Here is a 25,650-nt window from a genome sequence, read left to right as displayed (position 1 = left end):
CCAATTAATGCTGCAAACAATTGGCTCCCCCAATCTGACTAATCAGGCAGCGCAGCACAGGACTTCACCGGAAGGCATAAACGCACCACCAGCCCTGTCGCCGCTTCTGGCGCCAGGCCGTTGTGCACCTGCTCGAATGCATAGCCCTTATGCTGCTGCCACTGGGCCAAGGGCAGCAGCTCCAGCTCACCGTCGCTGCACTGTGCAATGCGCTGCACAATCGCCAGCCCCAGACCGCTGCCATGGGCCTGATGCTGCTTGCGCCAGAAGCGCTGGGTCGCCACGGCACAGTCCTCGCTGCTCAGCCCGGGCCCATGATCAATCACCGTGAACTCCACATAACCGGCAGGATTGACAGGCATCGCCTGCGGCTTGTCGCCGCCGACCTGCGCCAGCTGCGGAATGTGGCGCAGGCCGAGCAGCACCGCAGAGTCGCCCGGCTCGCCGCTTGCCTGCTGCCCATAGCGCAAGGCGTTTTCCATCAGATTGCGCAATGCCGACACCAGCAGGGGCTGAGGCACGGCCACACGCAAGTCCTGCAGCCTGGCGTCATTCAGGGCTTGCCGAGGCAACCAGCGCAGGCGCAGCGAGCCCGAAGGAATGGCCGTGGCGGCCAATCCCCAGGCTTTTTCCAGAGCCTCCCAAGCACAGGCGGGCTCGCTACCGCAGGCCATGGCGCGAGAGCCTCCTGCAACTTCGCTCACCGGCTGGCAATCCAGCCTGGCCAAGAGCAGCAATTGCTCCAGCGTGTGCTGCAAATGCTCCACGCCCTCCCCCGCCTGCTCCAGCGCCTGCCGGGTCATCTGCCACTGTGCGGTCTCCGAAATCGGCCTGGGCGCAGCATCCTCTTTGCCAGCGCCGGGCTGATCCCTCAAAGCCACCATCTGAGACCCCGCATTGGCCACCGCCATCTGCGCCACCTGTACATGGGTTTTGACGGCAGTCAGCGGAGTGCGCAGCTCATGGGCGGCATCGTCGCTCCAGCGACGTTCGCGCTCAATGGCTTTGTGCACGCGCTGCAGCAGGTGATTGATGGTCTGCACCAGTGGCGCCAGCTCCTTGACCTGCCGGCCTTGCGCCACGGGCGAATCATCTCCGGGCGGACGCTCGCTCAACTCCTGGCGCAGCGACTCAAGTGGGCGCAGGCCGCGTGTCACCCCCCACCACATCAACACCATGCTGGCCAGCAGCGCCAGCACAAAGGGCAGGATGATGGTGTAGGCGAAACCATGTATCAGTCCCTCGCGCACATCGATGCGGTCGGCCGTGGCAATGCGCACGCCATGCTCCTCAAGCACATAAGTACGCCATGGCTTGCCGCCTTTGGTGATGCTCGAGAAGCCCAGCGGCAGCGGCCCCTGGAAGCTGGGCGCACCCGCAGTGCGAGCCAGCACCTGAGAATCGGTAGGCTCGGCCGCCTGCTCGGGAGCCGTATCTGCGAAATCCCCGGCGCGGCCGGTCTTTGCAGTTTTGGCGCGCGGTGCATCCAGCGGAGATGCCGGAATCAGTGCCGGGCGAGCCGCCGTGCCGCTCGCTTCATCCGACACAGCATCTGCATCCGGATCCATAGCATCATGCGTAGGTGCAGTCTGCACTTCGCTGCGAATCATGCTGACCTCGCAAGCCACACCATCACGCGCCACCACATTGAGCATGGGCCCCCAGTCCTCGGGACTGGTGTTGTGCGGCTTGAACTGGTGAACAATGCCCGCCACCATGCGGGCCGATGCAATCAGCCGGTCGTCGAGCACGGAACGCAGCTCATGTCTCATGCCGGCAAACATCCAGGCGGCCACACCGCCCCACAAAGTGCACAGAGCCAGACACAGCCAGACCAGCAAACGGACCCGCAGGCTGCGCATCAGCAACTGCCTCCCTGCACGCGCCCTAATCTGAAACCCACACCACGCACGGTCTCCACCATGTCCGAGCCCAGCTTGCGACGCAGATGGTGCACATGCACATTGACCGCGTTGCTCTCCACATCAAGGCTGTAGCCATAGAGGCTGTCGCGCAGTTGCTCCAGGCTCAGCACTCGCCCGGGCGACTGCAGCAGCGCGCGCAGCAACGCCCATTCACGACGCGACAGGTCCACGATGCTGCCCTCCCGTATGGCCTGGCCGGCGGCCAGATCCACTTTGACATCGCCCAGCACAATCCAGTCCACGGTACGCCCCGCCGCCCGTCGCAGCAGCGCATGCAGCCGTGCCGCCAGCTCGTGCAGATCGAAGGGCTTGACCAGATAGTCGTCAGCCCCGGTCTGCAAGCCTTCGATGCGCTGGTCCACTGCATCACGTGCGGTCAGCACCAGCACCGGCAGCTCCAGCCCCTGACGGCGCCACCGCGCCAGCAGATGCAGACCGTCCTCATCGGGCAGACCCAGATCCAGCACACATACATCGAAGTGGGAGGATTTGAGTGCCGCATCAGCCTGGCTGGCGCAACCCACCACGTCCACGCCAAAGCCCTGTAGCTGCAGGCCCGCCTTCACCCCGCTGGCGACCAAAGCGTTATCTTCCACTAACAGCACATGCATTTTTTCACTGCGCAACCGCCACCCGCACCATCACATCCGGAGATGTGAGCACCCGTTACGCGCCTTGTTTATCCGAAGCAGTCAAGCATCGCAGATTTGTCTTTTCGCAGCGTTAACCCCTGCTTAATCCCTTGCGCCCAAGATGCGGGGCTGCCTCATCCAAGACACCCAGCCACCACCATTCATGTCTCTTCGCTCTGCCGCAGCCCTCGTTCTGCTTTCAGTCCTGCTGACGGGGATGACTGCCTGGGCACAGCCGCTGACCCTGCCCAGCCTGAATGCCGACAAGCCCGCAGCGCAACCCGAAGTCCTGACTGCCGAACAGGCTTTCGAGCTGGTCCACGCCGAGCAAAGCGCCATCAAGACAGAGGCTGATGGCCGCCGCCTGCTGGAGCTGCGCTGGAACATTGCTCCTGGTCACTATCTCTACCGCGACCAGTTGCGCCTGCTCGATGCTCAAGGTCAGCCAATACCACTGCAGATTCCTGAAGGACGGAGCCTGAGCGATGCCTTTTTTGGCCATGTGCAGGCCTTTCACCGGGAGTTGCGCATTCAGGCCACGCTGCCTGAACGGTCGGCGCAATGGCCGCTGGAGCTGCAATGGCAGGGCTGTGCCGAGATAGGAATCTGCTACCCGGTACAGCAGCAGAGCATCAGCGCCGCTCAAGCAGGCATGGACGGGAATGCGGATGCCCCGACTCCAGCCCTGAGCGAAGGCAATACCGAAGCAGCTCAGCCTGGCTTGCTGCAGGCACTGGCCTTGCCCGCCAGTGTTCGGATAGGCCCTCTCGCTCTGCCCACCATGGCTCTTGCCGCATTTCTGGCATTGTTTGCCAGCCAGTGGTGGGCGCGACTCAGGCAGCGGCAAAGCGATCAGCCCGTAGAGACTCTGCTGCTTCAGGCCACGCTTGCTGGACTGGTGGCGGCGCGCGCGGCCTACGTCGTGCAATGGTGGCCCGAGTACTGGGCGCCCGTGAGCGCATCTCCCGCCAGCGTGCTGCAGATTCTGGATATTCGCGACGGTGGCTGGAACCTCTGGGCCGGACTGCTGGTGGCGGTTCTCTGGGCAGCCTGGAGCTGCCGCAGCCATGCACTCCTGAAACGTGGCGTGCTGCAGTCCCTGGGTGTGGGTGCGTTCATTCTGACGGCAGCTTACACATTGCGAAATTGGGTTGAGCCTCCAGAGGCTTCACTCCCCTCTCTGACGCTGGTCAGCGCTGCCGCTCAGCCCACGGATCTGCGCAGCTACGGCGGTCAACCGCTGGTCATCAACCTCTGGGCCAGTTGGTGCCCGCCCTGCAAGCGCGAGATGCCGGTACTGGCCCAAGCGCAAAAAGACCATCCAGGTGTGCGTTTCATCTGGATCAACCAGGGTGAAGACGCCGCTGCAGTGCTGCGCTATTTGCAGTCCATGCCTCTACCCCCTGCCCAGGTGCTCCTGGACCCTGAGCAGCTCGCCGGTCAGCACTGGCAGCAACGCGCCCTGCCATCCACCTATTTCTATGACGCGAACGGACGCCTGCGGTCCACGCGTATGGGGGAGCTCTCCCGCGCCAGTCTGAGCGAGCAGCTGCGCATCATTGCGCCCCCGACACAGGCCCCATGACTCAAGATGGACAAAGGTTTATCGTGCCACGTTTACAGCCCCTGTCACGCCAATTGATGGCGCTGACCCTCCCCATCTTCGCTGCAGCCGCAGCCACCATGGTGGCCGTGGCATACACCCGCGACGTGATTGCCGCCAGCGGCGCTGCAGCAAGCAGTGCGGCAAGCAGCGACCTGCCCTCAGCGCAGTTTCTCGCCGAGCAAGGCCTGCAGATCGTGGGCCCCATGCAAAGCTCCGGTGGCCTCAAGGCCTGGGCCGCCTACCGCGACCAGCAGCCCATCCCCATCTACCGCATGCCTGACGGCAAGCACTGGGTGATTGGCACCGTCATCGATGCCCAGGGCAAGGATGTCAACGCCAAAGCCTTGCACAACGCCGTGCAAAAGCCCATGGGCCAGGAGTTCTGGACCGATCTGGAGCGTACACACTGGATTGGCGACGGCAAGCCCGATGCCGCCCGCATCGCCTATGTGTTCACCGATCCCAACTGCCCTTATTGCAACCAGCTCTGGCGCGATGCCAGGCCACTGGTGCAAGCTGGCCAGTTGCAGTTGCGCCATATTCTGGTGGGCATGCTGCGCCCCAGCAGCGAAGGCAAGGCCGCCGCCATTCTGGCCTCCAAGGCACCCGAGCAGGCTCTTGCCAGCCATGCCATGGCCTATGCCGACGCTCATGGCAAGAATCCCGATGTCCTAGGTATTGCACCGCTGCAGCGCATCCCCCTTTCGGCCCGCGATGCACTAGCCAACAACGCCGCGCTGATGAGCAACGCAGGCCTGCGTGCCACACCCGCGACGATCTGGAAGAATGCCCAGGGGCTGGTGCAGATCCGCACCGGCATGCCGCCCGGGCTGCTGGACGAGTTGATGGACAAAGCTCCCGCCAAGTCGCCCGCACATTAGGATTCCAGTCACCGCATAGCCCCTGCACAGAATTTGCAAGCGGCTATCATCGCGCTAGCAAATCTGCCCCAACACCATGAGCCGACCTGACTGGAACACCCTGCTGCCCGCCATGCGCCCCAGCACCCGCATCGTGCTGCACGCACCCAGCACGCAAGCACTGGTCCGCGCACGCGGCAACTTCAAGAACCTGAAAGCCGCCAACCCCGAGTTGGAAGTCTGGATTGTCGTCAATGCCCAGGCCGTGCAAGCCGTGCTGGACCAGCCGGACGACATGGGCCCTGCTCTGGCACATGTGCTGCTGTGCCCCAACACGCTCAGGAACGCCGGCATCAGCGCACCGGACAATATTCAGGTGCTGCCCATGGGCGCCGTCGAAGCCATCGCCCGCATGCAGCAGGATGGCTGGACCTATATCCGCAGCTAAGCAGGCTGCGCTCGGCACTCCAGAGCCGTGCGCACTCCGGGCTAAAGACCCCAGTCCTTGAGCGCGGGCAACGCCAGCTGGGTTGCAGCATAGCCTTCATCGATGGACTCGCGCCCCCGGTAGAAGTCCATCAGCCCGACATGCGAGAGGCGCGGAGCAATCAGCACCTCGGCCGGGTCACCCGCCATGCGGCTGCGGGTGATGCGCATCTGCATGATGTTGACACTGGCCATGACCACATTGACCAGCGAGGGCACAGGCACAGAAGCATCGTCCTCGCCATCCCCCTCCCCCTTGCGGCCCCTGCGCATGACGGATGAGGACAATGTCTTCACGCTCGTCATGCTGCGCATCCATGCGCCCGCCCAACCGAGCGGCGAGCCATTCGCCGCCAGCGCTTCTGGAATCTGGCCCAGCGGCACCGGAGGCTCTTCCTCATCCAGATGCAGCTGCGAGACCCTGAGCTCGCGGGAATGCAGGTTGATCTCGCTCTCGCTCATGTCAACGGGCTTCATATGCCTGCGCATGATGTCGGCATTCAAATCGACGGCGATGACGATGTCCGCACCCATGGCGCGCGCCAGCGACACCGGCACCGGGTTGACCAGACCGCCATCGACCAGCAGCCTCCCCTCTCGCATCACCGGAGTGAACAGGCCGGGCAAGGCGATGGATGCGCGCACGGCTTCGGCAATCGAGCCCTTGCGCAGCCAGACCTCGGCACCTGTCTGCAGATCGGTGGCCACGCAGCCGAATGGCGTGCCCAGTTGCTCCACGGTTTCCTGGACGAAATTCTCGCGCCAGAACTCGATGATCTTCTCGCCCTTGAGCAATCCGCCGCCCAGATTGAAGTCCATGAAGCCGAAGACCTTGCGCTTGCCCAGGCCCAGCACCCAGCTCTCGAAGGCATCCATTTCGCCGGCCGCGTAGGTTGCACCGACCAATGAGCCAATGGAAGTGCCGCAGATGATGTCGGGGCTAACACCGGCCTCGCGCAGCGCGCGCAGCACGCCAAAATGCGCCCAGCCTCTTGCGGAGCCGCTGCCCAGGGCCAGGCCCACAACGGGTTTGCGTCGCAATTTGTTCATGTAGCCCTCCTTGCTGCTTCTACAGTCGACTCAACCGGGCTGCTCGCCCCTTAGCAGGGCCAGCATGCCAGCTTCGTCCAGCACGGGCACGCCCAGTTCCTCGGCCTTGGCCAGCTTGCTGCCCGCCTCGGCCCCGGCCACCACATAGCTGGTCTTTTTGCTGACCGAACCCGAGACCTTGGCACCCGCCGCCTCCAGCATATCCTTGGCGGCGTCGCGGCCCAGCGTGGGCAAGGTGCCGGTCAGCACCACGGTCAGGCCGGCCAGAATCTGAGGCGCCTTCTCGGCTGGCTCGCCTTCCTCCCAATGCACACCGCAGGCGCGCAGTTGCTCCACCACCTCGCGGTTATGGGGCTGGGCAAAAAAGGTGTGAATGCTGTCGGCCACCACCGGCCCGACATCCTTGACTTGCAGCAACTCCTCCACGCTGGCGTCCATGATGGCGTCGAGCTTGCCGAAATGCTTGGCCAGATCCCTGGCCGTGGATTCGCCCACATTGCGAATGCCCAAGCCAAACAGAAAGCGCTGCAGCGTGGTGCTCTTGGATTTTTCCAGGGCAGCCAGCACGTTCTGGGCCGATTTCTCGGCCATGCGATCCAGCGCTGCCAGCGAGCTCAGGCCCAGCCTGTAAAGGTCAGGCAGCACGCGCACCACCTGGGCATCCACGAGCTGATCGACCAGCTTGTCGCCCAGACCTTCGATGTCCATGGCACGGCGGTGGGCAAAGTGCAAGATTGCTTCCTTGCGCTGCGCGCCACAGAACAGGCCACCCGTGCAGCGGTGGTTGGCCTCGCCTTTTTCACGCACCACCTCGCTGCCGCAGATGGGACAGGTCTTGGGCATGCGGAAGTTGGGCACATAAGCAGGCCGCTCGCCCGGCACCCGTCCCACCACCTCGGGGATCACATCGCCCGCACGGCGCACTATGACCTGATCGCCCACGCGCACACCCTTCTTGCGGATGTCGAACAGATTGGACAGCGTGGCATTGGTCACCACCACACCACCCACCTGCACAGGAGCCAGGCGGGCCACGGGCGTCAGCTTGCCCGTGCGCCCCACCTGCACATCAATGGCTTCCATGAGCGTAGGCATCTCCTGCGCCGGATATTTGTGCGCCACGGCCCAGCGCGGCTCTCGCGACTTGAAGCCCAGCTGACGCTGCAGGGCCAGGCTGTTGACCTTGTAGACCACGCCGTCGATTTCATAGGGCAGATTGGCGCGCTCGGCACCGATGCGCTCGTGAAACGCTACCAGTTCAGAAGCACCCAGCGCAATACTGACTTGCGGTGCAACCGGGAAGCCCCAGGATTTCAAAGTCTGCAGCATGGCGTAGTGCGTGCCGAAGTCCGGCCCGCCCTGCTGCGGCGGCGTGATCTCGCCCAGACCATAGGCGAAGAACGACAGCGGACGCTGGGCCGCGATATTCGAGTCGAGCTGACGGACCGATCCGGCCGCCGCATTGCGCGGATTGGCAAAGGTCTTGGCACCTGCGGCCTGCTGGCGCGCGTTGAGCTTGTCCAGATCGGCCTTGGCCATATGTACCTCGCCGCGCACCTCCACCACAGGCGGTACATCGCGGCCTGCGGACAGGATCAGTGGAACCTGGCGAATGGTACGGATATTGTGCGTGACGTCTTCCCCCACCTCGCCATCGCCGCGCGTGGTGGCCTGCACCAGGCGGCCGTTTTCATAACGCAGATTCATAGCCAGGCCATCGAACTTGGGCTCGGCCACATATTCGATGGCTGCAGCGGACTCATCCAGCCCCAGTTCCTTGCGCACACGCTGGTCGAAGGCAATGGCACCCGTGGCCTCGTTATCGGTCTCTGTCTGGATGCTCAGCATGGGCACGGCATGGCGAACCGGAGTCAAACCGTCCAGCACCGCACCGATCACGCGCTGCGTGGGAGAGTCCGGCGTAACGAGTGCGGGGTAAGCCCCCTCCAGTGCTTCGAGTTGCTGATAGACGCGGTCATATTCCCCGTCGGGAACCGTTGGCGTATCGAGCACATAGTATTCATGTGCCCACTGGTTGAGCTGGGAGCGCAACGCGGCGGCCTTGGCCATCACGCTTTCAGGAACCCCATTTTTGACAGCTGCTGGCGCTTTCTGGCCCTGGGGTTCAGCGGAAAAAAGGTCTAAATTCTCGGTCATGCTCTGCCCGCTGGATATTCAAGGTCGGGGATAAAAAAGGCCAACATTGTTGGCCTGTTTGTTTTAGCTGAAAAGCCTTCTGGCAAGAAGTGAGCCGGCCGACAGCTCTGCGCTGTCGAGCTTGTCGTAGAGCAGCTCCAGGTCATGCTGAATCGGGTCCAGTGCCGAAACCGGCAGCAGATAGCCGTTCTGGTCGCAGAGCACGCCATCCATGGTCTGGCACAGTTGCTCCGCCACCTGGCGCAGACGCGCAAACGGCTGCTGTCCACGCGGCACCTGGGCCACGTCCAGGCTGAGCAGGAATTCGCGCACGACGGACTGATCCAGATCGTCGCCCATGGCGGCCTGGGGGTCGTAGTTCAGCACCAACACCGGAGGCAGGCCCTGGATGGGGGAGGCAAGCACCATGCGGCCCGGCATGGGCGTGATGACAAAGCCCAGGCGCTGGGCATTTTGCTGGACATAACCAGCACTCCAGGACGCCTGACGCGCACGCAGCATAAAGCTCAGCTGTGCATCGTGCTCGCTGGCGAACTGATCGAGCTCGCGTGCACGCGAGACCTCGTTGAGCATATTGGGCACGTCGGCCATGGCGCCCAGCGCATCGGCGAAGCGCTGCACCTTGGTGACGAACTCCGAAAACTCGATCTCGTTGAGGGCACCGGTACGGTTGGCCAGCTGAACACCGGCCTGAAAGCCCAGATAGCGCTGGCCGGTCTGCAACGGCTCCCACTGCTTGCTCTCCTGGTTCATGCCTTCAATGGCAAAGGGCTTGTTGCCAGCACGGCGGGTACTGGGCTGGGCCTGCAAGGCCACTTCACCAGGAACAATCTGGGCCACGGTGATCGGAGCAATCGCATCGATCAGCGCATCCAGATGGCCGCGTCGCTCCACTGACGGAGCGGGAGGAATCGAAGCGGCCAGAGGAGCATCCGTCAACACGGGCTCCACAGCCTGCGCGGCCTGCTCGGTCACTGCAGCAATGGCTGCATCCGTGCCCTGAGCGTTCACCTCCTCCACAGCATGCGCAGCCTCGGTCGTCTCGGCTTTGTGCTGGGCGGCCGCCAGGGCTTCCTGACGCTGCGCTTCCTCATGGGCTTCGCGCGCCACCAGGCGGGCCAGTTCGGCATCGGCTTCGGCAAAGCGACCTGCGGATTCGGGCATCTGCAGGGGCTCGGTACCGGGAATGGCCTTGCCGAAATCCCCCAGCACGGGCTCATGCTGGTATTTGGTCAGGTCCGCACCATGACCGACGGTGTTCATTCCGGGCTCGAGGCGCTGAGGATCTGTGTTTTCTTCCTCAGGCTCGGCCCGCTTGGGCGCATTGCGACGCGCAGTCCAGGAGTTGTAGGCAACGATCAGCGCCAACAGCACCACACCCAGGACGGCCAGACTGATTTGCAAGTTACTCATGTGAGAAAACGGTTCTTCAATAGGGGATGACCGGGCTCAGGATAGCTCAGCCATGGAGAGGGCGGACTCCATGTCCACCGCAACAATTCGTGAAACGCCCTGTTCCTGCATGGTCACACCAATCAGCTGCTCGGCCATCTCCATGGCGATCTTGTTGTGACTGATGAACAGGAACTGGGTTCCCTTGCTCATGCTGTAAACCAGCTTGGCATAACGTTCGGTATTGGCGTCGTCCAGCGGCGCATCCACCTCGTCCAGCAGACAGAATGGCGCTGGGTTGAGCTGGAAGATGGCAAACACCAGCGCAATCGCGGTCAGCGCCTTCTCGCCGCCCGAGAGCAGGTGAATGGTCTGGTTCTTCTTGCCGGGCGGCTGGGCAATCACCTGCACCCCGGCATCGAGAATCTCGTCGCCGGTGATCACCAGCTTGGCCTGACCGCCACCGAACAGCTCGGGAAACATGCGGCCAAAATGGCGATTGACGATGTCGAAGGTGCCGGTCAGCAAATCCCGCGTCTCGGCATCGATCTTGCGAATGGCTTCTTCCAAGGTGTTCATGGCCTTGGTCAGATCATCCATCTGCGCATCGAGGAAGGTCTTGCGCTCACGCGCCAGGGTCAACTCATCCAGCGCGGCCAGATTCACGGCCCCCAGAGCCTGGATTTCGCGGTGCAGGCGGTCGATCTCACCCTGCAGGCCGTGCATGCGCACATTGCCTTCGGCAATCGACTGAGCCACAGCAGCCAGATCGGCCTCGGCTTCGGTCAGCAGATTGCTGTACTGCTCCAGACCCAGGCGCGCAGCCTGCTCCTTGAGCTGGAATTCGGTGATGCGCTGACGCAGCGGGTCCAGTGCCTTTTCCAGGCTCTGGCGGCGCTCGTCGCTGGCACGCAGCTTGTTGGTCAGATCCTCATATTCGCTGCGGCGCTCGGCGACGTCTTTTTCGCGCTGCATCTTCAGATCCAGCGCATCCTGCAGACCGCCCTGCGCTGCAGCATCAGACAGTCTTGCCAGTTCGTCCTGAGCGCGTTGCTGCTCCTCGGCCAGGGACTTGGCCTGCTGGCTGGCGGTTTCGATGGTGCGCGACAGCTCGGCGCGACGTGCGTGCAGCGTGCGCTGCGAGAAGGTCGCCTCCTGGGCCTGACGCTCCAGGCTGCGCAACTGCTCGCGGGATTCGTTCAGGCGGCGCTCGGCCTCCAGCACGCGATCTCCCAGCTGGGCATGGCGCTCCTGGCTGTCGGCCAGTTGCATGTCCAGCTCTTCAAAGCGGGCCTCGGCGGCGACCTTGCGCTCTTCGATATCGGAGAGCTGGGTTTCGACTTCGGACAGATCCGCCGAAATTTGCGCATTGCGTGCCCGCGCCTGCTCGGCCAGTTGAGACAGGCGCAAGGTCTCGACCTGCAGCTCATGGGCACGGCTTTGCGACTCGCTCGCTTCGCGGCGTGCGGACACCAGACGCTGCGAGGCATCGGCGTAAGCGCTTTCGGCGCGCACCAAGGCCGAACGCGATTCATCGGCGATCAGCGCCTGGGCGCGGACTTCCTTTTCCAGGTGCTCGATTTCCTGCGCCCGCGCCAGCAGCCCCGATTGTTCGGAGTCCTGCGCATAAAAGGTCACGCTGTGCGCGGTCACCGCATGGCCGGTGGGCACATAAATGGTCTCGCCAGCCTGCAGATCGGCACGCTTGGCCAGAGCCTCGTCGAGCGTGGGCGCGGTATAGCAGCCCATCAGCCAGTCCACCAGCACGGCGCGCAGGCCGGCGTCATTGATCTTGAGCAGATCGCTGAGACGCGCAAAGCGCGCAGCCGCAGGTGCGCCCGCGGCCTGAGCCTGGCTGAAGAAGGCCAGCCGGGCCGGCGGAGCGTCCAGCCCCCCCGAGCCCAGAAAACCGCGCACCATGTCGAGGCGACCGACTTCCAGCGCACCCAGACGTTCGCGCAGTGCGGCTTCCAGCGCATTTTCCCAGCCCGACTCGATGGCTATGCGGCTCCACAGGCCTTGCATGCCGTCCAACCCATGCTTGGCCAGCCAGGGCTGAAGCTTGCCATCGGTCTTGACCTTTTCCTGCAAGGCCTTGAGCGCATCGAGCCGCGCCGACAGATCGGCGTGACGACTGTTTTCGGCATTCACGGCCTGCTGACGTGCGCGCCTATCCTCATCGAGTTGCGGCACGCTGTCCTGCAACTCATTGAGGACGGCATCGGCCATCTCGGCCAGCTCCTGCGCCTCGGCCAGCTGCGCCTGCAAATTGTTCAGGCGCGCTTCGTCCGGCGTTTCCAGTGCATTGCGGTCGGCCCGCAAACGTTCGTAACGGGTTTCAAACTGGCGGCGCTGCTCATCGAGACTGCGCTGCTCGGCGGCCAGCACCTGAATCTGCTGCTGCACCTGCACCACCGAGTTGCGCTGGTCTGCATCGGCTTTCTGCGCCTTATGCAGAGAATCTTCCAGATCGGGCAGGCGGGTGCTTTGCTCCTCGAGCTGGGCAGCCAGCATCTCGGCCTGCTCTTCGGCATCCATGCCCGCACCCTCGATGTTCTCGATCTCGCCCTGGGCCTCTTCGCTGCGGCTGCTCCACAGCAGCAGTTGCTCGGCCAGTTGCTGCAGACGCAGTTGCACGCGCTGGCGCCCTTCGACCACATAGCGAATTTCGGCCTCCAGCTTGCCGACCTCGGCCGTGGCTTCGTAGAGCTTGCTCTGAGCCTGATTGACCTGATCGCTGGCGTCGTAGTGCGACTGGCGCAGGGTCTCGAGTCCGCTCTCGTTGTTGCGGATATCGGCCATGCGCTCTTCGAGCTCGTTGACGACCTTGAGGCCTTCGACACGCACGCGGTCCTGCTCGGCCTCGGCATCGGCCCGCTTCATGAACCACAGTTGGTGCTGCTTGAGCGTGACCTGGGCGTTCAGGCCGTTGTACTTGGCCGCAACTTCGGCCTGCTTTTCCAGCTTGTCCAGATTGGCATTGAGCTCGCGCAGAATGTCTTCCACACGGGTGAGGTTCTCGGTCGTGGCCGAGAGGCGGTTTTCCGTCTCACGACGACGCTCCTTGTACTTGGAAACCCCGGCCGCTTCTTCGAGGAACAGGCGCAGCTCTTCGGGGCGCGACTCGATGATGCGGCTGATCGTGCCCTGACCGATGATGGCGTAGGCACGCGGCCCCAGACCCGTACCCAGAAACACGTCCTGAACGTCGCGACGACGCACGGGCTGGTTGTTGATGAAGTAGCTGCTGTTGCCCTCGCGCGTGAGCACGCGCTTGACGGCGATTTCGCCGAACTGCCCCCACTGACCGCCCGCACGGTGGTCGCTGTTGTCGAAGGTCAGCTCCACACTGGCACGGCTGGACGGCTTGCGATGCGTGGTGCCGTTGAAGATCACGTCCTGCATGGACTCGCCACGCAGCTCGCTGGCCTTGCTCTCCCCCAGCACCCAGCGCACCGCATCCATGATGTTGGACTTGCCGCAACCGTTGGGCCCCACCACGCCGACCATCTGCCCCGGCAGAATGAAATTGGTGGGCTCGGCAAAGGATTTGAAGCCGGAGAGCTTGATGGAGTTCAGGCGCACGGTGTCGGTGTCGGTCTAGAGGCTGGCCAGCAAAGGCTTGTGATTGGGAAAGAAAAACGGCAAAAGCGGTTGCACAAACGCAAAACTTGAAAAAGCCCTGTTCTTGCTCGCAACCGTCAACAGACGGGAATCATAACGCGGCCTGCCCCCTCGTCAGCCAAGATTGCTGCATACACGCAAACCATAGCTGCCTGCGCAGGATCGGCAAGGGATTGGGGCAGATTTTGATCGAGTAAGAGAGCAGCGGACGCCTCAGGTGCGCGGCTGAAAAGCAATCAGACCCGCACCCAGCAGACAGACGGCCACCCCTGCCATATCCCAGGCGCTGGGTTTGATGCCATCCACCAGCCACAGCCACAGAAGCGCCACGCTGATGTAGATGCCGCCGTAGGCCGCGTAGATACGACCCGATGCCGAGGGATGCAAAGTCAGTAGCCAGACAAACAAGGCCAGGCTGACCGCAGCGGGCAGCAGCAGCCAGGCGCTGCCGCCCTGCTTGAGCCAGAGCCAGGGCAGGTAGCAGCCCACAATCTCCGCCACGGCGGTCAAAACAAATAGCAACAGGGTCTTGATCTCAGGCAATTCAATCTCTCACACAGCGAAATGCGGGCATTGTAGAGAGCATGGACTGCCTCAACGCATGGACACCGGACTGAGAGCCGGCGTCAGAGATCCCGGCACATTGCCATTGGTGACCAGGCTCTCGAACTCGCTGACGGGCACGGGCGGACTCATCAGATAGCCCTGCCAGGCATAGCAGCGTATGCCTTCGAGAAAACGACACTGCGCCTGGGTCTCCACGCCTTCGGCGATCACATGCAGACTCAGGCTCTTGGCCAGAGCCACAATGGTGCGGGCAATGGCCGCGTCATTGGGATCGGTCAGCACGTCACGCACAAAACTGCGGTCGATCTTGAGCTGGTCCAGCGGCAGCCGTTTCAGATAGGACAGCGAGGAATAGCCGGTACCAAAATCGTCCAGCGAAAATCCGATGCCGTAGGACTTCAGACGCATCATCTTGGCGATGGTGTCGTCCACGTCGGAGACCAGCATGCCTTCGGTCAGCTCCAGCTTGAGCCGACGCGCATCGGCTCCATGCTCGGCCAGCGCCTTGAGCACCTGTTCGACAAATCCGCTCTGATGGAACTGCTTGGGGCTGACGTTGACCGAGAGCACCAGTTGCGCATAACGGGGGTGCTTGGCCCACGTCGCCAGTTGCTGGCAGGCGGCCTGCAGCACCCAGTCGCCCAGGGGCAGGATGACGCCTGTTTCCTCGGCCAGCGGAATGAAATGCGCAGGAGGGACAAAGCCTTTTTCAGGATGCTTCCAGCGCAGCAGACCTTCGGCGCCAATCACCTTGCCCATCTCCACCTGGGGTTGATAGAACAGCTCGAATTCACCGGCCTGCAGACCGGCACGCATGTCCTGCTCAAGCGTACGACGCTCCTGCAGCGCCGATTGCAGCTGGGGGTCGAAGAAGCAACTGACATTGCGCCCCTGGCTCTTGGCCTGGTACATGGCCATTTCAGCGCGGCGCTGCACTTCTTCACCCGTCAGTTCTGGCTCGCCAAACAGGCTCAGGCCCATGCTGACGGTGATGGAGCGCGGAATGCCGCCGATCTCTATGGGCTCACGCAAGCGGCTCAGCCACTGGTCGGCCTGCTGCTCCAGCCTGGCGGCTGCCGCCACGGAATCGCTGCCAAGGTCCTCGATCAGCAGCACAAAATCATCGCCGCCCTGACGAGCAATCGTGGCCCCTGAAGGAAGCAGACCACGGATGCGCTGACTCATCGACTGCAGCAGCAAATCGCCCTGATCCAGGCCATAGGTCTCGTTGAAGGCTTTGAAGTTGTCGATATCCAGCAGCACCACACCGCCAAAATGGGCCTTGCGTTGCGCCACGGCCAGAGCCTGTTGCAGCCGATCAGCCAGCAGGCGCCGGTTGGGCAGGCCAGTCAAGGCGTCGTAGAAGGCCAGACGGCGGACCTCCTGCTCGGCCGCCATGCGCTGGCTCTGATCCTGGAGCACCATCAAGCACCCTTCAGCTTGCAACACGGCACTGACCGCGACCGGGCGGCGCAGACCGTCTACCCCACTGAGCATCAATGTCTGCGCAGACACCGTGCAGGCCGACGCCTCGGTGGCGAGCTCGTCCCACTGAGCCTGCACATCGTCGACACGCTCGGATTGGCGCAGCTGCAACGTCCGGCGGGCCTGAGCCTTGGCGACTTCCCAGCGCTGGATGACGCGCTCGCGCTCAGCGGCATCGGGGAACATGCGCTCCCACCACTGCTGGGTTGATACGCCGGGCTTGCCCCCATGGCCGGCCAGACGCAGAAACTCTTCGTTCCAGTAGACCAGGCGCCCATCCAGATCCTCCATGACCAGACCCACCGGAAGTCTTTGCATGAGATTGCGCAACTGCTGATGACCCAGCCGCTCCATCTGCTCGAGGCGCTTGCGCCCGCCGATGTCCTGCACCAGCACCTGCAGGCGCCGCGATTCATGACGTCCGGTCAGAAACGCATTGAGTTCAACCCAGACTGGCGCCCCCTCCCTGGAACGCAGACAGAACTCGCCCGCGTTGTGCTGGAACTGCTGCAAGTCCAGTCCTTCAAGCAGTTGCGCACAGTGCGCCTGGTCTTCGGGCATGACCAGCTCCAGCACGCTACGTCTGTGAATCTCCTGGGCCTCATAGCCCAGCAACTGACAGAAATGCTGGTTGACCTTGAGTACGCTGCGCGTGGCGATATCAAGCTCGAGCACGCCCATGGCAGCCTGCTCGCACATGGCATGAAAACGCGCATCACTATCCTGCCTTGCCTGAGCACTGAACTTGAGGCGCCGGCTCCAGCTCCAGCGGCTTTGCCACCAGCCCGAGACCCAGGCTGCCAGCACCAGCCCCGCCAGCAGACCCAGGCCCAATACCAGCCAGGGCAGATACCTCTCAAACCTTCTCTGAGTGCTGAGCGCTGGCTTGAACTGCAGCGACCAGATGCGGTCATACACCTGTATCTGCCGCTCCAGCGGCTTGATCAAGGCAAATTCAGGATGGGTTTCCGCCTCCGCCCACAGCGAGCCAGTGAACAAGATCTCCGAGCCGCCAGCAAGCATCGACAGCGGCGTGGTCAGTCTCCTGTGGTCCCCACCGGCCTTTGGCGATGGGTCGGCTGGGCTGAGATCCACCAGCTTGAAGGCGACCTGAGGGTAGAGGTTGGCCGGAACCAGCCCCCTCGCAAATTCGCCCAGACGGATCCGGGCATTGAGCGTCCCGAGCGGCTTTACTGAAGATTTGGCGGCGCCGCCCTCCTCTGCTGCAGCCCACAACGGAGCCCGCAACACCACGCCCTTGGGACTATCGGGCAGTTGCAGAAAGCGAAATGGAGCCGACATCGACATCTGGCGAGAGTTCCACGCCTGCATCAAGGAATGAAATGCCGCCGCCGGCTGACGCGCGTTGCTTCCCGCCAGTGCCTCGTTGCCTATCAGCGGCCAGACGTAGGAAACCTCGAAGGCCTGTGAATCACGCGCAAGATCGGTGTGCTGCTCCGCAGTCAGCGCACGGGTCAGACTCAGGGCCTGCAGCCCCACCAGACTATCCTGACTGAGCAGAGCATGGGCATGCTGGGCAAACACCTGCTGGCCCGCATCCGCATTGCTGGCCATTTGCTCGGCGAGCTTGACGAGCAGACGGTCATAGCTGCCCAGGCGTTGCTCCAGAGCTCGCGTCGCCATATCGGCACTGAGCTGCAAGCGCTGTTGCATGCGCGACTCCTGGCGTTGATGGAGCATCCAGCCCCCCAAACTGCCACAGGAAATTCCAAAACCCAATGCCAGCAGCGCCAACCAAGGTTTACGCACTTTCATCACTGGCTGCGTTGCGAATTGCGACATGCAAAAGACACAAGATTCCTGAGTTGCGAGGCGGCTCCAGTCGACAGTGGCACCTTGCAGCAAAGGCTGCAGCACCATGAGCCAACATGAGGAGCGACATAGTTTGTAGGAGCAAACCTACATCCAAAGAACATTCACACCAAGTGATTACCCTGAAAGCCTTGGCATGATTGCGTCTAGATTTAGATCAAATCATAGGCATAAGCTTGTATATCCATTACAAAGCGCTGCAAAATCAAGAGCAACCTCAGGTCGCAAAATTGACAAATGTCAATATTTGTCGGAGCTTAGTCCCATTCAGGCCGCATCACAAACCACGACAGCCCGTATCTTTTTAGCAACAATCAAGCAGAACCACAGCGCTGTACCCGGTTATTCCCGCCTGCAAGCGCCTGCGGTTCGTCCACCGGCAATAAAGCAACCATGTCACAACGCACGACCCTGCTGATCGTCTACCACTCACTGACCGGCGGCACGCTCCAGATGGTTGAAGCGGCCAGCACCGGCGCCCGGCAGGAGGAATCCGTCGAGGTCCGCGTGCTGCATGCCTCCCAGGCCGGCCCGCAAGACCTGCTGCAAGCTCAGGGCTATCTGTTTGCCACGCCGGAGAATCTGGCCGCCATCAGCGGTCTGATGAAGGATTTCTTCGATCGAAGCTATTACGGCGTGCTCGACCGGATACAGGGCCGCCCCTATGCCAGTTTGGTCTGCGCCGGCAGCGACGGTCATAACGCAGCAAGGCAGATGGAACGCATTGCCACTGGCTGGCGTCTGAAGGCCGTGGCAGAACCGCTCATCATCTGCACCCATGCCCAGACGCCGGAGGCCATACTCGCCCCCAAACAGATACCGGCCGCCGATTTGCAGCGCTGCGAAGAATTGGGGCAATCGCTGGCCACGGGACTGGCCTTGGGCATTTTTTAGAAAAACAAGGGTTTGCCCGCATCATTCCGGGCAGGACAGGCTCCATACAAAGGCAAGAATGGAGCCTTCGAATCGAGTTGTATAAATGTGCCATCATTGCTCGCGCATGCTTTGCCCCCGAAGCGCGCTCCCAAGCAGGCATAGTCTGCGACTTCACCAGCTCTTGCGTCCATGATTGAACCAGACACCGAACGCCCCAAGCGCACGCCACGCGGCCCCAGTCCGCAAAAGACCCAGGCCACACGCCGCTCCATCGTGGCGGCTGCGTTTGCAGAATTTCTGGAACACGGCTATGCGCGTGGCACCACGGCGTCGGTTGCACAGCGCGCAGGACTGTCCAAGGTCACGCTGTTTCGCTATTTCGACAGCAAGGAAGCCCTGTTCGAGGCCGTGATCCAGACACATATCGCCTCGGCCGCCGTGGCCTTGCAGTCCAGCCCCATGCACGAGCATGAATCCGTGGGCGAGTATCTGCTGCGCACAGTGGGAGCCGCGGCGGAAGTCATAGACAGCAGCGGCCGCTCCGCAACGGCCAGGCTGGTCGTCGCCGAAGGCCTGGAATTTCCACTGCTGGCGCAGATGTATCGTCGTTACGTGCACGATGCCTTGCTCGAGCATTTCACCCGGCTCGCGCAGCTGGCCGCCAAACGCGGCGAACTCAAGGCGCCGGAGCTGGTGCAGCACCCCGAATTGCTGCTTGCGCCGCTGTGGCTGGCCATGATGAACAACACCGTCATCCATCCCGAAGTGCCCATGAATGCCGGAACCCTGTTCCGGCTTCAGGTGGCTCTGCTGTTCAAGATGCCTTGAGTGTTGGCGCGTTGAAAATTCAATGAAATCCGGCTCAATCGCTTGCTGGTAAAGCGTGAGAAGCTATCAAAAACAAAGCCGCAGTCCGAAAGACTGCGGCTTTGTTCATCGGGCGAGTTCGTCCATCAACCCTGCTGTGCGGCCTCTTCTTCTCCACCCAGTGCCTTCCACAAGGTCACGCGGTTGAGCTGCTCCGACAGGCGCAGGCCTATCAAGGTCTGCTGCGCGGTATAGAGGCTGCGCTGCGCATCCAGCACTGTCAGATAGTTATCCACGCCGGCCTTGAAGCGAGCGTTCGACAAATCGAAGGCTTTCTGCGTATTGGCCACCATGCTGGTCTGGGCCGCCAGCCGCTCACCCCACTGGGCTCGGTCGGCCAGCACATCCGCCACCTCCTTGAAGGCTGTCTGCACGGACTTCTCGTACTGACTCAGTGCAATGCGCTGATTGCTTTCGGCCACCTGTACATTGGCGCGGTTGCGCCCACCATCAAAAATCGGCAGCTTGACCAGAGGGATGAAACTCCAGGTGCTGTTGTTGTTGCCGAACAAACGATCCAGCTCGTTGCTGCCGGTACCGACACTGCCGGTGAGCGTGATGCTGGGAAACAGCGCCGCTCTGGCTGCGCCGATATTGGCGTTCATGGCCTGCAGATTGCGCTCGGCGGCCTGTACATCGGGACGCTTGAGCAGTACCGATGATGGCAGAGGTACGGGAACGGCCTTGAGAGCCGCCGTGTCTGCCGCGCCCGCCAGGGTCTGCGCAGTGGGCAGCAGTTGCACGGGCACCGCGCCCCCCACCAGCAGTTGCAGGGCATTGCGGTCCCTGTCGACCTGGGAGGTGTAGCTGGCCACATCGCCGCGCGCCGTATCGACCGTGGTCTGGTTCTGGGCCAGCACCAGGCCGGAGGTCGAGCCCAGCTCATGCATGCGCCGTGTCAGCTCGAAAGCCTTGATGCGGCTGTCCAACGTGTCCCTGGCCAGCTGCAGGCGCGCCTGATCGGCCGCCAGCGTCAGCCAGGCATTGGCGACATCAGCCACCAGACCGATCTGCACATTGCGCCGGTTATCCTGGCTTTGCAGAAACTGCTGCAGCGAGGCTTCGCTCAGATTGCGGATGCGCCCCCACAGGTCCAGCTCGTAGCTGGCGAAACCCAGCTGGGCCGTGTATTGCTCGGTGACGCTGGAGCGCCCTGCCGTCGTCAGATCCCCTGCGGTGCGCGTGCGATTGCTCTGCGCCTGGGCCGTGATGCCCGGCAGCAGATCGGCTCTGGTGATGCCGTACTGGGCCCGGGCCTTCTCGATGTTTTCCAGCGCGATGCGCAGATCGCGATTGTTGCTCAGCGCCAGCGCCACCACCTCGCGCAGCTGCGGCGACTGCAACCATTGCAGCGCCTGGGCCTGTTGCAGCGCCGCCTCGCTGGCCTGGGCCGGCGCGGCGTTGCCGGACACGGTCTCTGGCACGGGCAGATCAGGCGTTTTATAGGCAGGGGCCAGATTGCACCCCGCCAGCAAGGCCGTCACTGCGGCGGCCGCCATGGTCGAAAATTTCATGCTCGGGCGCCTCATGCTGCGCTTTCCTTGTTGACGTCAGCCGCCTCATCGCTGCGCGAGCGGCTCTTGAACCAGCTGCGAACCAGCAGGAAGAACACCGGCACGAGGAAGATACCCAGCACCGTCGATGCCACCATGCCGCCCAGCACGGCCGTGCCGATGGCATTGCGACCACCAGCGCCAGCGCCGGTGCCGATGGCCAGCGGGATCACACCGAAACCAAAGGCCAGAGAAGTCATCAGGATGGGACGCAGACGCAGACGCACGGCTTCCACCGTCGCATCGAACAGCTTCTTGCCCTGCTCCTGCAACTGCACGGCAAACTCCACAATCAGGATCGCGTTCTTTGCCGCGAGACCCACGGTGGTGAGCAGACCGACCTGGAAATACACATCGTTGGTCAGGCCACGGGTATAGGTCGCCAGCAGCGCGCCCACCACACCCAGCGGCACGGCCAGCATCACCGACAGCGGCACCGTCCAGCTTTCATAGAGTGCGGCCAGGCACAGGAAGACGAACAGAATCGAGATGGCATACAGCATGGGCGCCTGCGCACCGGACTGGCGCTCCTGCAGAGAAGCGCCCGTCCATTCGTAAGCAATGCCGTTGGGCAGCTTCTTCAAGATATCTTCCACCGTCTCCATGGCTGTGCCCGAGCTGATGCCCGCTGCGGCACGGCCTTCGAACTCATAGGCCGGGCTGCCGTTGTAGCGCAGCAGCTGGGGCGAGCCGTAGGCCCAGTAGCTTTTGGAGAAAGCTCCGAAAGGCACCATCTCGCCCTTGTTGTTGCGCACCGTCCATTTGGCGATATCAGTGGGCAGCATGCGGTACTGGGCATCGCCCATGATGTAGACACGCTTGACGCGACCATTGTTCAAGAAGTCGTTCACATAGGTGCCACCCATGGCGCTGGAGAGCACGCTGTTGATGTCGCTGTACGCCAGCCCCAGCGCGGCGGCCTTGCGGTCATCCACATCCACGCGCAGCTCGCTGGCGTCTTCCAGATTGGTCGTGCGCACGGCAGTCAGCAGATTGTTGGCGCGCATTTCGCCAAGCACCTGATCACGCGCGGCGAGCAGTGCTTCATGGCTCACACCATTGATGTCCTTGATCATGAAGTTGTAGCCCGAACTCGAACCCAGGCCGCGCACTGCAGGCGGCAGCACCACTTGCACGCGTGCATCACGGATGCTGGCCAGCTCCCTGGTCGCCTTGTTTGCAATGGCCGCGGCCGATTGAGAAGGCAGCGGACGCATGCTCCAGGGCTTCAGACGGATGAAGCCGCGCGCCGAACTCTGGTCGCCGTTGAGACCGGACACCTGGTTGAAGCTGATTACATCCGGCTGCTTGGCCAGGTACTCGCGCACCTCGTCCAGCACTTCCTGAAGACGGGCATTCGAAGCACCGGAAGGCAGGTTCACGTTGACGTAGACAAACCCCTGGTCCTCATCGGGCAGAAAGGAAGTGGGCAGCTTGGCCATCAGCAGCCAGACCGCAGCCAGCACAGCCAGGAAGATCAGCATCATGCGCTTGGCCCGGCCCAGGCTGAAGGCCACGGTGCTTTGGTAGCGATTGGCGGCGGCATCGAAATTGCGGTTGAACCAGCGGAAGAACCGGTCGTTGATGCCCAGCACCCCGGAGCGTATGGGACGCTCATGGCTGTCGCCATGGCTGCGATCCGGTGCCTTGAGAAGCGTCGCGCACAGCGCCGGTGTCAGCGTCAGGGCCACAAACACGGACAGCGCCATGGCCGCCACGATGGTGATGGAGAACTGGCGATAGATCACACCCGTGGAGCCGCCAAAGAAGGCCATGGGCACAAACACCGCCGACAGCGTGACCCCGATGCCGACCAGCGCAGGCGTGATTTCCTTCATGGACTGGCGCGTCGCCTCCTTGGGAGACTTGCCCGTCTCGTGCATCACCCGCTCCACGTTTTCGACCACCACGATGGCATCGTCCACCAGCAGGCCGATGGCCAGCACCATGGCAAACATGGTCAGGGTATTGATGGAGAAGCCCGCGACGGACAGCACGCCGAAGGTGCCCAGCAGCACCACCGGCACGGCAATGGCGGGAATCAGCGTGGCGCGGAAGTTCTGCAGGAACACGAACATCACGATCACCACCAGCACCATGGCCTCGCCCAGCGCATGCACCACTTCGCTGATCGAGGCCCGCACGAAGGGCGTGGAGTCCGAGCTCACGAAATAGTCGATCTGATTGGGAAAGAAGGGCTTGAGCTCGGCCAGCTTGGCCGCCACGGCATCCGACACCGCCATGGCGTTGGCACCATCGGCCAGGATGATGCCCATGCCTGCGCCCGGCATGCCATTGAGCTTGGCCTGGATGGACAGATTGTCGGCCCCCAGTTCCACCCGGGCCACGTCCTTGATGGTGACGACAGAGCCGTCATTCGAGGATTTGAGCACGATGCCCTCGAACTGCTCCACGGTCTTGAGCTTGGTGCGCGCCGTGATGGTCGCGTTCAGCTGCTGGTTCTGCACCGCAGGCAAGGCCCCCAGCTGACCTGCCGAGACCTGGGCATTCTGCGCGTTGAGCGCGCTGCTCAGATCGGAGGGAATCAGCCCGTACTTCTCCATCTTGGCGGGGTCCATCCAGATGCGCATCGCATACGGCGTGCCGAAGACGTTGATGTCGCCGACGCCTTCGATGCGACCGATGATGTCCACCAGATTGCTGTTGATGTAATCGCCGATGTCCACTGCGGTCACATCTTCATCGGGCGAATAGAAGCTGTAGGTGACCAGAAAATCCTGGCCGCCCTTGTTGATGAATACGCCACGCGTCTTCACGGAGTCCGGCAGGCGGTTGACCGCGCCCTGGATCTTGTTTTGCACCTGCACCTGGGCCACGTCGACATTGGTGCCCGGAGCAAAGGTCAGCGTGATGCGAGCCTGACCGGAGGCATTGCTGGTCGAGCTCATATAGAGCATGTTGTCGATGCCCTTGATCTGCTGCTCGATGATCTGCGTCACCGAGTTTTCGACCGTCTCGGCCGAAGCGCCCGTGTACTGGGCGCCGATGGTCACGCGGGGAGGAGCGATCTCGGGGTACTGCTCCAGCGGCAGCAGCTTGATCGACAAAGCCCCGGCCAGCATGATGATGATGGCGATGACCCACGCAAAGATGGGCCGGTTGATGAAGAACTGAGCCATGTGTGTCGCCTGCCTTGCTTACTTCTTGGCAGGTGCATCGGCAGCGGCCTGCACGGGCGGCTCGCCCCGCTGGCTCTTGCGCTCGGCCTTGGCCTTCAGATCCACCTCCACGGTCTGAACCTTGTCGCCGGGCTTGATACGCTGAAAGCCATCCACCATCACACGCTCGCCTGCTTTCAGGCCCGTCTTGAGCAACCAGAAAGCGCCCACGGCGCGGTCCAGTTCCACATCGCGCTTTTCGACCACATCGCCGTCCTTGACGACCATGACGTTGGCACGCCCGGTCAGATCGCGGGTCACCGACTGCTGCGGCACCAGCAATGCATCGGGTGCCAGAGCCGTTGGCAGCAAGGCCTTCACATACATGCCGGGCATGAGCATGCCGTCGGGATTGGGCACCTCGGCGCGCAAAGTCAGTGTGCCGGTCGTGTCGTTGACGATCACGCCTGCAAAGGCCAGCTTGCCCTGATGCGGGTAGTCGCTGCCGTCGTCGAGCTGGATGTGCACGGGAATCTTGTTGCCTTCCACCTTCTGGTAGCGGCCGGAATCCAGATCGCGCTTGAGCTGCATCAGATCGGTGCTGGACTGGGTGAAGTCCACATACATGGGGTCCAGCCGCACGATGGTGGTGAGCGCCGTGGCCTGATTGGCCGTGACCAGCGCACCGGGCGTGACGGCAGACAGCGCGATGCGACCGCCGATAGGGGCTTCGATCCGGCTGTACTTGAGATTGATGCGTGCGGTTTCCAGATTCGCCTTGGCCACGGCCACATCCGATGCGGACTGGGCCGCCGCCGCCTGGCTTTCGTCAAACGCCTGTTTGCTGATCGCGTCGATCTTGACCAGCTCGGCATTGCGCCGTGCCGTTGCAGCCAGCGTGCGCTGGCTGGCTTCGGCCTTGGCCACGGCAGCCGCAGCGCTGGCCTCGGCAGCCTTCAACGATGCGGCGTCGATCTGATAGAGCTGCTGGCCCTGTTTGACCAGCGCACCTTCGGTGAACAAGCGCTGCTGAATGATGCCCGAGACCTGGGGACGCACTTCGGCCGTCATGAAGGCACGGGTGCGCCCCGGCAGGCTGGCATCCAGCTGCTGGCTTTGCGACTGCAAGGTAACCACGCCGACCTTGGGTTCGGACTTGGGCGGGCCTTTTTGCTCCGCCTCGGGCTTGGAGCAGCCCGCCAGAGCAGCGGCAATCAGCATGGCTCCCACAGCCAGTGTCCAGCGCTGCTGGCGATGACCTTGCTGGCTTGCACTGGGAAGGCAAGAAAAATGCGCCTCTCGGCGCGGGCTCAGCGAAGCGGGCTGGTCAATCTTCATACGTGGAGCGGTCTGAACTAAAGAACTTGTCAACATTGTGCGCCGACAATATTAATAAAATGTAAAGCAGCCAAAGGCGCAATGACATGCCGGCAATCACCCGCTTGCCATTCTCCTGTCATGCGGGCATGCGGCGTCGCAGCGGTCTCTGGCTTGAGACACCACTGTAGAAAACCTTGGCAGCAAGGCTCCTCGTCATAACGGACTAGAGCCAGAACCCGCAAAACCCCGGAATCGGCAACTGGCTGCGCTCTCAATATCAGGACAGAAGCCGCTTTTG

General features: G+C 62.5%; 16 protein-coding genes. 5 read left to right on the top strand and 11 right to left on the bottom strand.

Features of this window, described 5'->3' with window-relative positions; genetic code table 11:
• Nucleotides 1–38: 38 nt before the first annotated feature.
• Nucleotides 39–1,862: an ATP-binding protein gene (locus AAIL66_RS15855; RefSeq protein ID WP_343497177.1), complete on the bottom strand. Its 1,824-nt coding sequence runs from the start codon at nucleotides 1,860–1,862 to the stop codon at nucleotides 39–41.
• Entirely contained in the window at nucleotides 1,862–2,536 is a 675-nt protein-coding gene (locus tag AAIL66_RS15850; protein ID WP_003062385.1) for a response regulator, read from the bottom strand. The genes AAIL66_RS15855 and AAIL66_RS15850 overlap by 1 nt, the downstream gene beginning before the upstream one ends.
• A gap of 184 nt (nucleotides 2,537–2,720) precedes the next feature.
• Between AAIL66_RS15850 and AAIL66_RS15845 the strand changes: the two genes are divergently transcribed.
• The 3 genes from AAIL66_RS15845 to AAIL66_RS15835 all read left to right on the top strand — a co-directional run bounded on the left by AAIL66_RS15845 (nucleotide 2,721) and on the right by AAIL66_RS15835 (nucleotide 5,471).
• The gene (locus tag AAIL66_RS15845) at nucleotides 2,721–4,142 is read left to right on the top strand and encodes a prolipoprotein diacylglyceryl transferase family protein (protein WP_343497176.1); all 1,422 of its coding nucleotides are present in this window, start codon (nucleotides 2,721–2,723) and stop codon (nucleotides 4,140–4,142) included.
• Between the two features lie 56 nt (nucleotides 4,143–4,198).
• Entirely contained in the window at nucleotides 4,199–5,044 is an 846-nt protein-coding gene (gene dsbG, locus AAIL66_RS15840) for a thiol:disulfide interchange protein DsbG (protein WP_343497218.1), read from the top strand.
• A gap of 76 nt (nucleotides 5,045–5,120) precedes the next feature.
• Nucleotides 5,121–5,471 (top strand): hypothetical protein, encoded by a 351-nt coding sequence (locus AAIL66_RS15835; protein ID WP_343497175.1) that lies wholly within the window; start codon nucleotides 5,121–5,123, stop codon nucleotides 5,469–5,471.
• A gap of 41 nt (nucleotides 5,472–5,512) precedes the next feature.
• Here AAIL66_RS15835 and AAIL66_RS15830 read toward each other — a convergent pair whose 3' ends face one another.
• The 6 genes from AAIL66_RS15830 to AAIL66_RS15805 form a co-directional block, all read right to left on the bottom strand.
• Complete coding sequence (locus tag AAIL66_RS15830) at nucleotides 5,513–6,559, bottom strand: patatin-like phospholipase family protein (protein ID WP_343497174.1); 1,047 nt, start codon at nucleotides 6,557–6,559, stop codon at nucleotides 5,513–5,515.
• A gap of 30 nt (nucleotides 6,560–6,589) precedes the next feature.
• On the bottom strand, nucleotides 6,590–8,716 hold the full coding sequence (ligA, locus tag AAIL66_RS15825) for an NAD-dependent DNA ligase LigA (RefSeq protein WP_343497173.1): 2,127 nt from the start codon (nucleotides 8,714–8,716) through the stop codon (nucleotides 6,590–6,592).
• Between the two features lie 63 nt (nucleotides 8,717–8,779).
• On the bottom strand, nucleotides 8,780–10,129 hold the full coding sequence (locus AAIL66_RS15820; protein ID WP_343497172.1) for a cell division protein FtsZ: 1,350 nt from the start codon (nucleotides 10,127–10,129) through the stop codon (nucleotides 8,780–8,782).
• Between the two features lie 36 nt (nucleotides 10,130–10,165).
• Nucleotides 10,166–13,693 (bottom strand): chromosome segregation protein SMC, encoded by a 3,528-nt coding sequence (smc, locus tag AAIL66_RS15815; RefSeq protein WP_343497171.1) that lies wholly within the window; start codon nucleotides 13,691–13,693, stop codon nucleotides 10,166–10,168.
• A gap of 252 nt (nucleotides 13,694–13,945) precedes the next feature.
• The gene (locus tag AAIL66_RS15810; protein ID WP_034354139.1) at nucleotides 13,946–14,275 is read right to left on the bottom strand and encodes a YnfA family protein; all 330 of its coding nucleotides are present in this window, start codon (nucleotides 14,273–14,275) and stop codon (nucleotides 13,946–13,948) included.
• A gap of 51 nt (nucleotides 14,276–14,326) precedes the next feature.
• Nucleotides 14,327–17,458 (bottom strand): EAL domain-containing protein, encoded by a 3,132-nt coding sequence (locus AAIL66_RS15805; RefSeq protein WP_343497170.1) that lies wholly within the window; start codon nucleotides 17,456–17,458, stop codon nucleotides 14,327–14,329.
• Nucleotides 17,459–18,010: 552 nt separating this feature from the next.
• Here AAIL66_RS15805 and AAIL66_RS15800 point away from each other — a divergent pair.
• Both AAIL66_RS15800 and AAIL66_RS15795 read left to right on the top strand, forming a co-directional pair.
• On the top strand, nucleotides 18,011–18,511 hold the full coding sequence (locus tag AAIL66_RS15800; protein ID WP_034380827.1) for an NAD(P)H-dependent oxidoreductase: 501 nt from the start codon (nucleotides 18,011–18,013) through the stop codon (nucleotides 18,509–18,511).
• Between the two features lie 171 nt (nucleotides 18,512–18,682).
• Complete coding sequence (locus AAIL66_RS15795) at nucleotides 18,683–19,321, top strand: TetR/AcrR family transcriptional regulator (protein ID WP_034354146.1); 639 nt, start codon at nucleotides 18,683–18,685, stop codon at nucleotides 19,319–19,321.
• Nucleotides 19,322–19,446: 125 nt separating this feature from the next.
• On the opposite strand, the gene AAIL66_RS15790 is transcribed toward AAIL66_RS15795, so the two are convergent.
• Genes AAIL66_RS15790 through AAIL66_RS15780 form a run of 3 tightly spaced genes read right to left on the bottom strand, consistent with a single transcriptional unit; the run spans nucleotide 19,447 to nucleotide 25,370 of the window.
• On the bottom strand, nucleotides 19,447–20,889 hold the full coding sequence (locus AAIL66_RS15790) for an efflux transporter outer membrane subunit (protein WP_343497169.1): 1,443 nt from the start codon (nucleotides 20,887–20,889) through the stop codon (nucleotides 19,447–19,449).
• A complete protein-coding gene (locus tag AAIL66_RS15785) occupies nucleotides 20,886–24,053 on the bottom strand; it encodes an efflux RND transporter permease subunit (RefSeq protein WP_343497168.1) in 3,168 nt (1,055 codons plus the stop codon). Before AAIL66_RS15785 ends, AAIL66_RS15790 begins: the two co-directional genes overlap by 4 nt.
• A gap of 18 nt (nucleotides 24,054–24,071) precedes the next feature.
• On the bottom strand, nucleotides 24,072–25,370 hold the full coding sequence (locus tag AAIL66_RS15780; RefSeq protein ID WP_343497167.1) for an efflux RND transporter periplasmic adaptor subunit: 1,299 nt from the start codon (nucleotides 25,368–25,370) through the stop codon (nucleotides 24,072–24,074).
• Nucleotides 25,371–25,650 lie beyond the last annotated feature (280 nt).

The sequence above is a fragment of the Comamonas sp. F1-6 genome, from assembly GCF_039581415.1.
In the GTDB taxonomy this organism is placed as follows: Bacteria; Pseudomonadota; Gammaproteobacteria; order Burkholderiales; family Burkholderiaceae_C; genus Comamonas; species Comamonas thiooxydans.
Note: the sequence above shows the minus strand (reverse complement) of the source record. Positions and strands in the feature narration are given on the sequence as shown.

Bases quoted from the DNA above. Each gene is read 5' to 3' on its own strand.
- AAIL66_RS15855 (WP_343497177.1), bottom strand. From the start codon at position 1,862: ATGCGCAGCCTGCGGGTCCGTTTGCTGGTCTGGCTGTGTCTGGCTCTG.
- AAIL66_RS15850 (WP_003062385.1), bottom strand. From the start codon at position 2,536: ATGCATGTGCTGTTAGTGGAAGATAACGCTTTGGTCGCCAGCGGGGTG.
- AAIL66_RS15845 (WP_343497176.1), top strand. From the start codon at position 2,721: ATGTCTCTTCGCTCTGCCGCAGCCCTCGTTCTGCTTTCAGTCCTGCTG.
- dsbG (WP_343497218.1), top strand. From the start codon at position 4,199: ATGGCGCTGACCCTCCCCATCTTCGCTGCAGCCGCAGCCACCATGGTG.
- AAIL66_RS15835 (WP_343497175.1), top strand. From the start codon at position 5,121: ATGAGCCGACCTGACTGGAACACCCTGCTGCCCGCCATGCGCCCCAGC.
- AAIL66_RS15830 (WP_343497174.1), bottom strand. From the start codon at position 6,559: ATGAACAAATTGCGACGCAAACCCGTTGTGGGCCTGGCCCTGGGCAGC.
- ligA (WP_343497173.1), bottom strand. From the start codon at position 8,716: ATGACCGAGAATTTAGACCTTTTTTCCGCTGAACCCCAGGGCCAGAAA.
- AAIL66_RS15820 (WP_343497172.1), bottom strand. From the start codon at position 10,129: ATGAGTAACTTGCAAATCAGTCTGGCCGTCCTGGGTGTGGTGCTGTTG.
- AAIL66_RS15805 (WP_343497170.1), bottom strand. From the start codon at position 17,458: ATGCAACAGCGCTTGCAGCTCAGTGCCGATATGGCGACGCGAGCTCTG.
- AAIL66_RS15800 (WP_034380827.1), top strand. From the start codon at position 18,011: ATGTCACAACGCACGACCCTGCTGATCGTCTACCACTCACTGACCGGC.
- AAIL66_RS15795 (WP_034354146.1), top strand. From the start codon at position 18,683: ATGATTGAACCAGACACCGAACGCCCCAAGCGCACGCCACGCGGCCCC.
- AAIL66_RS15790 (WP_343497169.1), bottom strand. From the start codon at position 20,889: ATGAGGCGCCCGAGCATGAAATTTTCGACCATGGCGGCCGCCGCAGTG.
- AAIL66_RS15785 (WP_343497168.1), bottom strand. From the start codon at position 24,053: ATGGCTCAGTTCTTCATCAACCGGCCCATCTTTGCGTGGGTCATCGCC.
- AAIL66_RS15780 (WP_343497167.1), bottom strand. From the start codon at position 25,370: ATGAAGATTGACCAGCCCGCTTCGCTGAGCCCGCGCCGAGAGGCGCAT.